Source organism: Pseudomonas sp. 18173, assembly GCF_050432945.1.
Classification (GTDB): Bacteria; Pseudomonadota; Gammaproteobacteria; order Pseudomonadales; family Pseudomonadaceae; genus Aquipseudomonas.
This window is the reverse complement of the sequence record NZ_JBKFTN010000005.1, coordinates 185,424-197,884: the sequence shown is the minus strand read 5'-3', so window position 1 is coordinate 197,884 and position 12,461 is coordinate 185,424. Positions and strand designations below refer to the sequence as shown.

The window sequence follows — 12,461 nt, the reverse complement described above, 5'->3', positions numbered from 1 at the left end:
ATGACGGTGGCTCTGTGGTGCATTTTGATCGCGATTTTCCTGCCGTACGTGTGCACGTGGATCGCCAAGCTCAGTGGCGGGTTCAGGCTCAAGGACAATCATGACCCTCGGGACTTTCTCGACAATCTGGAAGGCGTCGGCAGGCGGGCGAATGCTGCGCAACTGAACAGTTTTGAAGTGATCCCGGCATTCGCTGCCGCAGTGATCGTGGCGCATCTGGCCGGCAATGCCGAACTTGTGACGATCAATGTGCTGGCCGTGTTGTTCATTACCAGCCGCCTGCTCTACATCATTTGCTACCTGGCGGACTGGGCGACGCTGCGGTCGCTGGTGTGGTTCGTGGGGATTGCGTTGATTACGGCCTTCTTCGTCGTGTCAGTCTGAGTTTTTACCGCCTGTGAGGGCCCCTTCGCGAGCAAGCCCGCTCCCACATGGGTAGTGTAAAACCTGTGGGAGCGGGCTTGCTCGCGAAAGCTATCTAACAGGCGAAACAGCACTTAAGGGGTGGTCTTCTGCGCATCAGCCACCTGCGGCACTTGCGGCAGTGCAGCACCCTTGGGCCAAAGCATCCAGATCTGCCCCTGTTGTTTCATGTCCCCGGCCAGTTGCCCGGCCGCATCGCCGGTGCCCCAGAACAGATCTGCACGCACTTCGCCGGCAATGGCGCCGCCGGTGTCCTGTGCTGCCACGGGGCGAACCAGGGCGGTGCCATCCGGCCGGGTGGTGGACAGCCACAACAGGCTGCCCAGCGGAATCACCTTGCGATCCACCGCCGCGCTGTAACCGGCGGTCAAGGGTACGTTCAGCGAGCCGCGCGGGCCTTCGTTGCTGTCCGGGTTGCGGGTGAAGAATACGTAGCTTGGGTTGCTGCCTAGCAGTTCGGGAATCCGCGTCGGATTGGCCTTGGCCCAGGTGCTGATGGCACCCATGGTCACGTCTTCTTTTTTCAACTCGCCCTGTTCCACCAGCCAGCGGCCGATCGGTCGATACGGATGGCCGTTCTGGTCGGCGTAGGCAATACGCAACTGGCGACCATTGTCGAGCTGGATACGACCCGAGCCCTGGATTTGCAGGAACTGCAGGTTCATCGGATCGGTCAGCCAGGCCACGACCGGCGCCTTGACCCCCTTGCTTTCGATGGTTGCTGCATCGTCGTATGGCTTGAGTACGCGACCTTCGAGTCGACCGCGCAGGCGTTTGCCCTTGAGCTCGGGGTAAATGCTGTCGAGGGCGACGACGATCATGTCTTCGGGCACGCCATAGACCGGGACATTGGCAGTGCCGGTCTGGGTCAGGCTGCCGGGATAGACCGGTTCGTAATAGCCGGTGATCAAGCCGTTGGGGTTGTCATTGGCGGCGCGCAAGCCATAGACATCGAGGTTCTGCTTGAGAAAACCGCGAATATCGCCAGCGGTTTGCGGCACGTTGGCAGCCGCTGCGCAGGTGCCACCCCAAACCGGGTCGGCCTTGAGCCGGGTGCAGGCGCTGCGCCACGAACCGAAGCCGGCGACTAGGTCGTTGTCGGACACCGCCGGCAGCGCTTCCCATGTGGCACTGGAGTAGGTGGCCAGGGCATGGGTTTTCGGTTGTTTATTGTCACCACCGGTGCAGCCTGCAAGCAGGGCCACCATCGGCAGGGTCCAGGCCAGGCTGTGACGCCATGCCTTGAAACGGCTGTTCATGGAGTGATTCCTTTGCCGGTTGCCTGGGCGCTCCATGCGCTCAAACAACCCTTATTGATAATAGGGCTATTGGTCTTTGTCGATGACGCGAGGATACTGGCCGCCGTTTCCCGTGACCTGAAGCCACCATGACTCTCAAAAGACTTTCCGTTGTATTGCTGGCCTGCCTGACGTTGTCCGCTTGTGGCGGCGTCGACCCCAACTCGCCGCTGGGTCAGCGCAAGAGCATTTTCAAACAGATGCTCAAGACTGGCGAAGACCTGGGTGGCATGCTGCGTGGGCGCATTCCGTTCGACGGCCCGAAGTTCGCCGAGGGCGCGGTGAAGCTCGATGCGCTGTCCCGTGAGCCGTGGCAACATTTTCCGCAGGTCCGCGAGGAAGATCACACCAGCGCCAAGAGCGATGTCTGGGAACAGCAGGCGCGCTTCCAGGGCATGGCCCGTGACCTTGAGTCCGCTACCGGTGAATTGGTGATCGCCAGCCAGGTTCAGCCCTACAAGGCCAGCAACCTGGGGCCGGCGGTGCAGAAAGTCGAAGATGCCTGCAGTGCGTGTCATAAGGCGTTTCGGGATCATTGATAGGCGTTGCACGGTCTGACGTCTTCGCGAGCAAGCCCGCTCCCACAGGGGATGTGTGGTGTGGCACAAATTCCCTGTGGGAGCGGGCTTGCTCGCGAAGGCTGCTTCGGCAACACCGAAGATCTCTGTTCGTTACCAGTGATTACTTATCCAGCTCATCCAATGCATCCTGCAATTCCTTGCGGGCATCGGCCAGTTTGTCTTTGCGCTTGTTGATCTTGTCGGGGTCGCCTTTGCTCATGGCCTTGTCGAGGTCCGCCTGACGCTTGCTGACTTCGTGCCTGGCGTCGAGCACCTTGTTTTCCCGTTCCTTCTTCAGCGAGGCGTCGGTGCAGTTCGCTTCGACTTCGCTCAGGGCTTTTTCCAGGCCTGCCTGCTGGTCGGCGTTGCCGTGTACCTTGGCCAGTTCGATCTGGTTTACGATACCTTGCTTCTTGGCGGCGCAACCGGTCAGCCCCGGTGCTTCCTCGTCCGCCATCAACGGGGTGGCCAGCACGCTGCAAAGGGTCAACAGGGCGAGCGGTGAAAGAAATTTCATAAAAGCTCCATGTAGGAAAGCAAGCGGGCCGGTGTGGCGATGGCTTGTTGGAGCCCGGCGATCCCCTTGGGGTTCCCGCTGGGCACAGGGCTGGCAGTTAAAAGCCGTCAATCCCCGCATCACGTAACGTCTCAATCAAGGCCAGGACCTGCGGATCGCGAAAAAAAGCGTTCAGTTGCGCCGCGCGCCCTGGCCCGATCCCGGTCTCGGTCCGCCATTGTTCGATGTCTCGCTGCGCCAGTGCTTGCCATGCATCGCCAAGAGGCATCCGACCTGTCGGCGGCATTCCCAGGGCTTTGAGCCAGTGCACGAACGGGCGCTGTCGGGCCAGGTTAAAGCTGTCTGCAAGGCGAGTCGCGCTGCGCTCGCCGAAACCGTCAATAGTAGCAAGCTCTTGGGCGTCGAGGGTCAACCAATCCAGCAGGCCATTGAGGCGACCTGTTGCAAGAAGTTTTTCCCAAGTGCCCGGACCCACATTGGGCAAGGCCAGACCCTGTTTGCCGCTGAGCCAGGTCAGGCGCGCAAGAAACTGGCTCTCACAGCCAGGAGTCGGTTGCCAACAACTCAAAAAATGAAAATCTGTTGCCAGTGGCGCGTTCAATTCGGCGCGCTCGCTGCTGCGCAACACAACGCCGTCGAGTCTGGGAATGGTGAGCCCGGCCAGGCTGATGGCGACCTGATCGCCAGGACGTATGTCCAGTGCCTGCCAGCGTTGCAACGAGCTGACACTGACGCGTTTGATCTGCCGGTCATCGAGCGTCAACGGGGTCAGTTCAAGTACCGGAGTGATCCGCCCGGTCCGGCCGATCCTGAAATCAACCTGGCGGACCTCGGCCAGCGCCTGGGCGAAAGGGTATTTCCAGGCGATGGCCCAGTAGGGTGACCTGGCCTGCCAGCGTTCGGCGGCCGGGCGCTGGTTCTGGCGCAGGACGATGCCGTCGCTGGCAAAGGGCAGGGGGGAGCGGTACCAGTGTTCACGCCAGCGTTCGGCCTCGATGACGGAGGTGATTGGCTGGCTGTATGCCGTGGTGCTCGGGAAGCCCAGTGCACTCAGTGCCGCGGCACGTTCGGGCACGCTCCCCGGCCCTTGGGGCCAATCCCAGACAAACAGATCGATTTCGGCGGCCAGTTCGGGGCTCAAGACCTTGCGCGCCATCAGGCCTGCCACCGTGCCGCGAGCATTGAGGCTGCCGGCCCGGGCCTGCACATGGTCGGTCAGGCGCCAATACAGTTCGCCTTGCACGAGCAGGTCCCGGTTCTGCGCCAGGCGTTGCGGGATGCCCGGAATCTGCCGTGCCGGAGCCGTCCAGTCCTTTCCGCTTTCGCCGTCGCCACGGCTGATGGCCTGGGCCAACAGACCGTTGCGGTAGACCAGGGTCACCGCCACGCCATCAATTTTAGGCTGGGCCCAGACGTCCACCCGGCCATGCAGCCACTTTTCGACGGCGGGGCGATCGTGCAGTTTGTCCAGGCCGGTGTGGACGATGGGGTGGGGCAGTGTGCCGCGTGCGGTGCGCAAAGGGTCGGCGGACGGGGTCAGGTTGAAGCACTGGCGCCATTGGGTGAGTCGCACGCGGGACTGGTCATAGAGTTCATCGGCGACCAGTGAGCGCCCCAGACGGTGATAGCTGTCGTCCCAGAGGTCGATTTGCTGTTGCAGCTTGCCGACTTCGTTCAGGGCGCGTTCGGGTGGCCAGTCGGGGCAGTCGGCGGCGCTGGTGGTCAGGTGGGCAAGGGCCAGTAGCGAGGCGAAAAACAGGCGCAGGTCGGGAAGCATCTTGAGCGTCCTTGCTCGGTGAGGTGGGTGAAGGCTAGGTCAGTATCGGTTGGCATGGCGGGCGGGGTTTTTACTGAGTGTTACTGGTGACTGGGCGGGCCTCTTCGCGGGCAAGCCCGCTCCCACAGTAAGCGGTGGTGCTCACAAATCATCTGACCCACTCATAACCCTGTGGGAGCGGGCTTGCCCGCGAAGGTCGCGATACGGTGTAAAGCGAATGCCAATGAAAAGCCCCGCAGGGCGCGAACCGTGCGGGGCTTCGGGTGTTGCGGGGGAGTCTTACAGGCCGGCAGCAGCGCGCAGGGCGTCGGCGCGGTCGGTTTTTTCCCAGGTGAACGTGGAGAAGGTGTCTTCGCCAACGGTCTTGGTCTCCGGGGTGCGACCGAAGTGGCCGTACGCAGCGGTTTCCTGATACATCGGGTGCAGCAGGTCGAGCATGGTGGTGATCGCGTATGGACGCAGGTCGAACACTTCGCGGACCAGCTTGATGATCTTGTCATCGCTGATCTTGCCGGTGCCGAAGGTGTTCAGCGAGATCGAAGTCGGCTGGGCAACGCCAATGGCGTAGGACACCTGAATCTCGCAGCGCTCGGCCAGGCCTGCGGCAACGATGTTCTTGGCCACGTAACGACCGGCGTAGGCCGCCGAACGGTCAACCTTCGATGGATCTTTACCGGAGAACGCGCCACCGCCGTGACGGGCCATGCCGCCGTAGCTGTCGACGATGATCTTGCGACCGGTCAGGCCGCAGTCACCCACCGGGCCGCCGATGATGAACTGGCCGGTCGGGTTGATGTGGAACTGGGTGTCCTTGCTCAGCAGCTCGGCAGGCAGCGCGTGCTTGACGATCAGCTCCATCACGGCTTCGCGCAGGTCTTTGTACGAGACTTCAGGGTTGTGCTGGGTCGACAGGACTACCGCGTCGATACCGACAACCTTGCCGCCTTCGTAACGGCAGGTGACCTGGGACTTGGCATCCGGACGCAGCCAAGGCAGCAGGCCGGATTTACGGGCCTCGGCCTGGCGCTGTACCAGCTGGTGCGAGAAAGTGATCGGTGCTGGCATCAGCACGTCGGTTTCGTTGCTGGCGTAGCCGAACATCAGGCCCTGGTCGCCGGCGCCCTGATCTTCAGGCTTGGCACGGTCAACGCCCTGGTTGATGTCAGGGGACTGCTTGCCGATGATGTTCATCACGCCGCAAGTGGCGCCGTCGAAGCCGACGTCGGAGCTGGTGTAGCCGATATCGCAAATCACATCACGAACGATCTGCTCCAGGTCGACCCAGGCGCTGGTGGTCACTTCACCGGCTACGATGGCCACGCCGGTCTTGACCAGGGTTTCCACGGCTACGCGAGCGTGTTTGTCCTGGGCAATGATGGCGTCCAGCACTGCATCGGAAATCTGGTCGGCGATTTTGTCCGGATGCCCTTCAGACACGGACTCGGAGGTGAAGAGGGAGTATTCGCTCATCTCGATGTTTTCCTGAATTTACCGATGGTGAGTGTCGCCAGCCGGTCGCTGAAAATGGCGGACCTGGATCTGGAAACCATTGCGTAAGCCTACATAGAGGCTTTCCCCGGGAGCGAGTCCCGCAGCGGTGGCCCAACGGGCCAAATCGTCCTGTTCAAACCCCAGCCAGAGATCACCGCAGGCCTCCTTGGCCCAACTCTGGTTGTGGCTACATAACTCTGTCACTAACAGGCTACCGCCTGGTTGCAGCAAGTGGGCCATGTGCTTGAGCGCATCGGCCGGCGCGGCAAAATGGTGCAGCACCATGTTCAGTACCACGCAATCGGCCTTGAGGCTGACGCCGTTCAATGCATCGGCCAATTGCAGGCTAACGTTAGTCAGCTTGTCGCGTTCGCAGACCTGGCGCGCCAGTTCGAGCATCGCGGTGCTGTTATCCAGCGCCGTGACTTGCGAGAAGCGGCGCGCCAGTTCCGGCAGGAATGCGCCATCGCCGGGGCCGACTTCAATGGCCGTGGCATCTTTGTCGAAGCTCAACTTGTCGAGCAGGGCCACCACGCTTTCGCGGTATTGCGGCAGTCCGGCGATCAAGTCTTGCTGGGCGCGAAACTTCTCCGCTACCCGTGAGAAAAAGTCCTGGCTCGCGGCCGCGCGTTGCCCATGGACCTGGGCGATGCGCGACTGTACGTCGGTCGGCAGCGTCAGGTTGTCCACTTCTTCGAGCAGGGCTGCGTGCAATTTGCCACCCAGCAGATCGGTGTGGGGCAGGGCGCGACGGTAGAAAATCGCGTTGCCTTCGCGGCGCGTTGCCACCAGGCCGGCCTGGGCCAGCACCTTGAGGTGGTGGCTCATGCCTGACTGGCCGATGCCGAAGATCTGCGCCAGTTCCAGCACGCCGAACGAGTCGTTGGCCAGTGCGCGCAAAACATTCAACCGCAGGGGATCGCCGCCAGCCTTGCACAAGGCCGCCAGCTCATCGCAATCGTCATGTTGAATGGAGGGCACGCGTAAATTCATAAGGCCGGCAGTCTAGTCACGGGTCGAAGGCATCGCAAGAGCAATATCAAAAAGTTTTGATATTGCTCGATAGATGGCACTTCCTGGCGTTAGGTTCGGTCAACAAAGCCGGAGCAGAAAGGTTTCATCACGTTAATACGTCGTTATCCATTGGAAAAACGCCTCCAGATGACTATCTGTCATTGCCCCGAGGCGGCCCGGTGAGGGAAAATGCTCGCCTTTTTTCCGATTCGTTTTATTCAAGTCCCCCAGGAGAACAGCGATGCCTAGCCGTCGTGAGCGTGCCAACGCCATTCGTGCCCTCAGCATGGATGCCGTGCAAAAAGCCAACAGCGGCCATCCCGGTGCCCCAATGGGTATGGCGGATATCGCCGAGGTACTTTGGCGCGACTACCTCAAGCACAACCCGAGCAATCCATCGTTCGCCGACCGTGACCGCTTCGTGCTGTCCAACGGCCACGGCTCGATGCTGATCTACTCGCTGCTGCACCTGACCGGCTACGACCTGTCGATCGATGACCTGAAGCAGTTCCGTCAACTGCACAGCCGCACCCCGGGCCACCCGGAACTCGGCTACACCCCGGGCGTGGAAACCACCACCGGTCCACTGGGTCAAGGCCTGGCCAACGCCGTGGGTTTTGCCCTGGCTGAAAAAGTCATGGCGGCGCAGTTCAACCGTCCTGGCCACAACATCGTCGACCACCACACCTATGTATTCCTGGGTGATGGCTGCATGATGGAAGGCATTTCCCACGAAGTCGCTTCCCTGGCCGGTACCCTGGGCCTGGGCAAGCTGATTGCCTTCTACGATGACAACGGCATCTCCATCGACGGCGAAGTCGAAGGCTGGTTCACCGACGACACGCCGAAGCGTTTTGAGTCCTACAACTGGCAAGTGATCCGCAATGTCGACGGTCACGACCCGGAAGAGATCAAGACGGCGATCGAAACTGCACGCAAAAGCGCGCAGCCAACCCTGATCTGCTGCAAGACCACCATCGGCTTCGGTTCGCCGAACAAGCAAGGCAAGGAAGATTGCCACGGCGCCCCGCTGGGTGACGCGGAAATCGCCCTGACCCGTGCGGCGCTGAAATGGAACCACGGTCCGTTCGAAATCCCGGCCGATATCTACGCCGAGTGGGACGCCAAGGAAGCCGGTAAAGCTGTCGAAGCCGAGTGGGACCAGCGTTTCGCTGCCTACTCCGCCGCATTCCCTGCCGAAGCCAACGAACTGGTGCGTCGTCTGAGCGGTGACCTGCCAGCTGACTTCAGCGAAAAGGCCTCGGCCTACATCGCCGAAGTGGCTGCCAAGGGCGAAACCATCGCCAGCCGTAAAGCCAGCCAGAATGCCCTGAACGCATTTGGCCCGCTGCTGCCTGAATTCCTCGGCGGTTCGGCTGACCTGGCCGGTTCCAACCTGACTCTGTGGAAAGGTTGCAAAGGCGTCACCGCTGAAGACGCCAGCGGCAACTACATGTACTACGGCGTGCGCGAGTTCGGCATGACCGCGATCATGAACGGCGTTGCCCTGCACGGCGGCCTGGTGCCTTACGGCGCGACCTTCCTGATGTTCATGGAATACGCCCGCAACGCGGTGCGCATGTCGGCCCTGATGAAGCAGCGCGTGATCCACGTCTACACCCACGACTCCATCGGTCTGGGCGAAGACGGCCCGACTCACCAGCCAATCGAGCAACTGGCCAGCCTGCGTTGCACGCCAAACCTCGATACCTGGCGTCCAGCCGACGCCGTTGAATCGGCGGTGTGCTGGAAGTACGCACTGGAGCGCAAGGACGGTCCTTCGGCCCTGATCTTCTCGCGTCAGAACCTTGCGCACCAAACCCGTGATGCCGGCCAGATCGCCGACATCAGCCGTGGTGGCTATGTGCTGAAAGACTGCGCGGGTGAGCCTGAGCTGATCCTGATCGCCACCGGTTCGGAAGTCGGCCTGGCCGTTCAGGCCTTCGACAAGCTGACCGAGCAAGGCCGCAAGGTACGTGTGGTTTCCATGCCATGCACCAGCGTGTTCGATGCCCAGGACGCCGGCTACAAGCAATCGGTCCTGCCGTTGCAGGTCAGCGCCCGTATCGCCATCGAAGCTTCCCATGCCGACTACTGGTACAAGTACGTGGGCCTGGAAGGCCGCGTGATCGGCATGACCACCTACGGCGAGTCGGCGCCTGCGTCGGCCTTGTTCGAAGAGTTCGGCTTCACCCTGGAAAACATCCTGGGTCAGGCTGAAGAGCTGCTGGAAGACTGATCCAGAAGTTGCGTCGTCCGGGCTGCCGCCTTCGCGAGCAAGCCCGCTCCCACATAGGAATGCATTTCCCTGTGGGAGCGGGCTTGCTCGCGAAGGCGGTGGTTCGGTCAACGCTGCAATGACAGATTCACCACGGTAATCGAGAACCCCATGCCCCAACCGCGTCCCTACAAAGTTGCACTCAACGGCTACGGCCGGATTGGTCGTTGCGTCTTGCGTGCGTTGTTCGAGCGAGGCGACAAGGCCGGGTTCGAGATTGTCGCGATCAACGACCTGGCCGACATGGCCAGTATCGAATACCTGACACGCTTCGACTCCACCCATGGCCGGTTCCCCGGTGAAGTGAAGGTCGACGGCGATTGTCTGCATATCAATGGTGACTGCGTGAAGGTCCTGCGCAGTGCCACCCCCGAGGGCATCGATTGGGCGTCCCTGGGCATCGATCTGGTGCTCGAGTGCTCCGGTGCTTATCACACTCGCGAAGACGGCCAGCGTTTCCTCGACGCCGGCGCCCCGCGTGTGTTGTTTTCCCAGCCGATGGCCAGCGAGACGGACGTCGACGCGACCATCGTCTATGGCGTGAACCAGGATTGCCTGACCGGCGACGAGTTGCTGGTGTCCAATGCGTCCTGCACGACCAACTGCGGCGTGCCGCTGCTGCGCCTGCTGAATCAGGCCATTGGCCTGGAATACGTGTCGATCACCACCATCCACTCGGCGATGAACGATCAGCCGGTCATCGATGCCTATCACCACGAAGACCTGCGCCGCACCCGTTCGGCGTTCCAGTCGGTGATCCCGGTGTCTACCGGACTGGCGCGTGGCATTGAACGCCTGTTGCCGGAACTTGCCGGACGAATTCAGGCCAAAGCCGTACGGGTGCCGACGGTCAACGTGTCCTGCCTCGATATCACGATGCAGACCGCCACCGCGACCGACGCCACAGAGGTCAACCGGATCCTGCGCGAAGCCGCCACCAGCGGCCCGCTCAAGGGCCTGCTGGCCTACACCGAGCTGCCCCATGCCAGCTGTGATTTCAACCATGACCCACATTCGGCGATTGTCGATGCCAGTCAGACCCGCGTTTCCGGCCCGCGGCTGGTGAACATCCTGGCCTGGTTCGACAACGAATGGGGTTTTGCCAACCGAATGCTCGACGTTGCAGACCACTATCTGCAAATAGCTTCATCCAAAAAAACTGCTCTCTAAACAGCTACCCAGGAAATGCGACCCATGACCGTGTTGAAGATGTCCGACCTCGATCTGCAAGGTAAGCGCGTATTGATCCGCGAAGACCTCAACGTCCCAGTCAAGGACGGTGTTGTCACCAGCGATGCGCGTATCCTGGCCTCGCTGCCGACCATCAAGCTGGCCCTGGAAAAAGGCGCGGCCGTGATGGTCTGCTCGCACCTTGGCCGTCCGACCGAAGGCGAGTTCTCGGCCGAGAACAGCCTCAAGCCAGTCGCCGACTACCTGAGCCGTGCCCTGGGCCGTGAAGTGCCGCTGGTGGCCGATTACCTGGGCGGTGTTGACGTCAAGGCTGGCGACATCGTGCTGTTCGAAAACGTGCGCTTCAACAAAGGCGAGAAGAAGAACGCCGATGAGCTGGCCAAGCAATACGCTGCCCTGTGCGACGTGTTCGTGATGGACGCCTTCGGCACCGCTCACCGTGCCGAGGGTTCGACCCACGGCGTGGCCAAGTTCGCCAAAGTCGCTGCTGCCGGCCCGCTGCTGGCTGCCGAGCTGGACGCATTGGGCAAGGCCCTGGGCGCTCCGGCCAAGCCGATGGCTGCCATTGTTGCCGGCTCCAAGGTATCGACCAAACTTGACGTACTGAACAGCCTGAGCCAGATCTGCGACCAGTTGATCGTCGGCGGCGGCATTGCCAACACCTTCCTGGCCGCTGCCGGTCACCCGGTCGGCAAGTCGCTGTACGAGCCGGACCTGCTCGACACGGCGCGCGCCATCGCCGCCAAAGTCAGCGTGCCGCTGCCGGTGGACGTGGTGGTTGCCAAGGAATTCGCTGAAAGCGCCGCTGCAACCGTCAAGCTGATCGCTGACGTCGCTGCCGACGACATGATCCTCGACATCGGCCCGCAGACCGCCGCGAATTTCGCCGAGCTGCTGAAATCGTCGAAAACCATTCTGTGGAACGGTCCGGTTGGCGTATTCGAATTCGATCAATTCGGCAACGGCACCAAAGTGCTGGCCCAGGCCATCGCCGACAGCGCTGCGTTCTCCATTGCCGGCGGTGGCGACACCCTGGCCGCCATCGACAAATATGGCGTGGCCGAGCAGATCTCCTACATTTCTACCGGTGGCGGTGCGTTCCTCGAATTCGTCGAAGGCAAGGTTCTGCCGGCCGTTGAAGTCCTGGAAAGCCGGGCCAAGGCCTGAGGGTCGCCCGTTTGACCAGGCAAGGGAGTGTTGACATGGTCAAGACGCTAGCGCTGTTGATCGTCGCCGGTTCACTGGCGGCTTGCGGGAGCAGCCCGAAAGCCACGCCGGAGCCTGAGGCGCCGGCATCGCGCAACGGCTGTTATCAGGCGGACTGGCAGGCGGAAACCAACCCGGTGCTCAACAAGCGCTCCGGGCCCGAGGGCCTGGACAAGTATGAAACCCAGGCACCCGCCAAGGAACATGGCTGCCCTTGACGGGTCTGACTCTTTACTCAGGGCTGGCGGCGTGCGCCGTCAGCCGAGGGACACGGATGAAAGGTTTTATCGCCGTTACGGCGCTGGCGCTGTTGGCCGGTTGTGCTCAGTTGAACCTGTTCCAGTCGTCCGCACCTGTGGATAACTGGACCACCTGGACCTGCGACAGTCAGGCCAAGGTGCTGTGGCGTTACACCGACGACAGCCGCAAGGAAGTAGATGTGCGCCTGGGCGGTGGCGATCAGGTCTATCGCTTGAAGCAGGAACCGGGTGCATCGGGTTCGCTGTACAGCAATGACATGCTGGCGTTTCACATAAAAGGTGAGGAAGGCCTGGTTTACTGGGTCGCCACCAATGATTTGATTGGCCGTGGTTGCAAGGCGCAATAACTGACACACCTCGGAATTAATGTGGGAGCGAGCCTGCTCGCGAATACGGTATATCCGTCGACAGTTTTGTTGAGTGTAAGACCGCATTCGCGAGCAGGC

Annotated in this window: 12 protein-coding genes; 7 read left to right on the top strand and 5 right to left on the bottom strand. The window is 61.5% G+C overall.

Annotated features, from left to right (window positions below; all coding sequences use genetic code 11):
- Positions 1-384 carry an MAPEG family protein gene (locus ACLD1X_RS07915; protein ID WP_429366835.1) on the top strand — a complete coding sequence of 128 codons (384 nt, stop codon included), beginning with the start codon at positions 1-3 and terminating at the stop codon, positions 382-384.
- 113 nt (positions 385-497) lie between these two features.
- On the opposite strand, the gene mltA is transcribed toward ACLD1X_RS07915, so the two are convergent.
- A complete protein-coding gene (gene mltA, locus ACLD1X_RS07910; RefSeq protein ID WP_429366834.1) occupies positions 498-1,682 on the bottom strand; it encodes a murein transglycosylase A in 1,185 nt (394 codons plus the stop codon).
- A gap of 128 nt (positions 1,683-1,810) precedes the next feature.
- Here mltA and ACLD1X_RS07905 point away from each other — a divergent pair, with 128 nt between their 5' ends.
- Complete coding sequence (locus tag ACLD1X_RS07905; protein WP_429366833.1) at positions 1,811-2,260, top strand: c-type cytochrome; 450 nt, start codon at positions 1,811-1,813, stop codon at positions 2,258-2,260.
- A 142-nt stretch (positions 2,261-2,402) separates the two neighbouring features.
- Here ACLD1X_RS07905 and ACLD1X_RS07900 read toward each other — a convergent pair whose 3' ends face one another.
- The 4 genes from ACLD1X_RS07900 to ACLD1X_RS07885 form a co-directional block, all read right to left on the bottom strand.
- Positions 2,403-2,798, bottom strand: coding sequence for a DUF1090 domain-containing protein (locus ACLD1X_RS07900; protein WP_085716416.1), 396 nt, complete (start codon positions 2,796-2,798; stop codon positions 2,403-2,405).
- A gap of 97 nt (positions 2,799-2,895) precedes the next feature.
- Positions 2,896-4,575: an NAD-dependent DNA ligase LigB gene (ligB, locus tag ACLD1X_RS07895; protein ID WP_429366832.1), complete on the bottom strand. Its 1,680-nt coding sequence runs from the start codon at positions 4,573-4,575 to the stop codon at positions 2,896-2,898.
- A 279-nt stretch (positions 4,576-4,854) separates the two neighbouring features.
- The gene (gene metK, locus ACLD1X_RS07890) at positions 4,855-6,045 is read right to left on the bottom strand and encodes a methionine adenosyltransferase (protein ID WP_429366831.1); all 1,191 of its coding nucleotides are present in this window, start codon (positions 6,043-6,045) and stop codon (positions 4,855-4,857) included.
- A gap of 18 nt (positions 6,046-6,063) precedes the next feature.
- Positions 6,064-7,059, bottom strand: coding sequence for an ArsR/SmtB family transcription factor (locus ACLD1X_RS07885; RefSeq protein ID WP_429366830.1), 996 nt, complete (start codon positions 7,057-7,059; stop codon positions 6,064-6,066).
- Between the two features lie 262 nt (positions 7,060-7,321).
- Here ACLD1X_RS07885 and tkt point away from each other — a divergent pair, with 262 nt between their 5' ends.
- The 5 genes from tkt (at position 7,322) to ACLD1X_RS07860 (ending at position 12,362) form a co-directional block, all read left to right on the top strand.
- On the top strand, positions 7,322-9,319 hold the full coding sequence (tkt, locus tag ACLD1X_RS07880; RefSeq protein ID WP_429366829.1) for a transketolase: 1,998 nt from the start codon (positions 7,322-7,324) through the stop codon (positions 9,317-9,319).
- Between the two features lie 150 nt (positions 9,320-9,469).
- Entirely contained in the window at positions 9,470-10,528 is a 1,059-nt protein-coding gene (gene epd, locus ACLD1X_RS07875; RefSeq protein WP_429366828.1) for an erythrose-4-phosphate dehydrogenase, read from the top strand.
- Positions 10,529-10,552: 24 nt separating this feature from the next.
- On the top strand, positions 10,553-11,716 hold the full coding sequence (locus ACLD1X_RS07870) for a phosphoglycerate kinase (protein ID WP_429366827.1): 1,164 nt from the start codon (positions 10,553-10,555) through the stop codon (positions 11,714-11,716).
- A gap of 35 nt (positions 11,717-11,751) precedes the next feature.
- Positions 11,752-11,973, top strand: coding sequence for a hypothetical protein (locus ACLD1X_RS07865; protein ID WP_008019897.1), 222 nt, complete (start codon positions 11,752-11,754; stop codon positions 11,971-11,973).
- 56 nt (positions 11,974-12,029) lie between these two features.
- Positions 12,030-12,362 carry an MliC family protein gene (locus ACLD1X_RS07860; RefSeq protein WP_429366826.1) on the top strand — a complete coding sequence of 111 codons (333 nt, stop codon included), beginning with the start codon at positions 12,030-12,032 and terminating at the stop codon, positions 12,360-12,362.
- Positions 12,363-12,461 lie beyond the last annotated feature (99 nt).

Bases quoted from the DNA above. Each gene is read 5' to 3' on its own strand.
- ACLD1X_RS07915 (WP_429366835.1), top strand. From the start codon at position 1: ATGACGGTGGCTCTGTGGTGCATTTTGATCGCGATTTTCCTGCCGTAC.
- mltA (WP_429366834.1), bottom strand. From the start codon at position 1,682: ATGAACAGCCGTTTCAAGGCATGGCGTCACAGCCTGGCCTGGACCCTG.
- ACLD1X_RS07905 (WP_429366833.1), top strand. From the start codon at position 1,811: ATGACTCTCAAAAGACTTTCCGTTGTATTGCTGGCCTGCCTGACGTTG.
- ACLD1X_RS07900 (WP_085716416.1), bottom strand. From the start codon at position 2,798: ATGAAATTTCTTTCACCGCTCGCCCTGTTGACCCTTTGCAGCGTGCTG.
- ligB (WP_429366832.1), bottom strand. From the start codon at position 4,575: ATGCTTCCCGACCTGCGCCTGTTTTTCGCCTCGCTACTGGCCCTTGCC.
- metK (WP_429366831.1), bottom strand. From the start codon at position 6,045: ATGAGCGAATACTCCCTCTTCACCTCCGAGTCCGTGTCTGAAGGGCAT.
- ACLD1X_RS07885 (WP_429366830.1), bottom strand. From the start codon at position 7,059: ATGAATTTACGCGTGCCCTCCATTCAACATGACGATTGCGATGAGCTG.
- tkt (WP_429366829.1), top strand. From the start codon at position 7,322: ATGCCTAGCCGTCGTGAGCGTGCCAACGCCATTCGTGCCCTCAGCATG.
- epd (WP_429366828.1), top strand. From the start codon at position 9,470: ATGCCCCAACCGCGTCCCTACAAAGTTGCACTCAACGGCTACGGCCGG.
- ACLD1X_RS07870 (WP_429366827.1), top strand. From the start codon at position 10,553: ATGACCGTGTTGAAGATGTCCGACCTCGATCTGCAAGGTAAGCGCGTA.
- ACLD1X_RS07865 (WP_008019897.1), top strand. From the start codon at position 11,752: ATGGTCAAGACGCTAGCGCTGTTGATCGTCGCCGGTTCACTGGCGGCT.
- ACLD1X_RS07860 (WP_429366826.1), top strand. From the start codon at position 12,030: ATGAAAGGTTTTATCGCCGTTACGGCGCTGGCGCTGTTGGCCGGTTGT.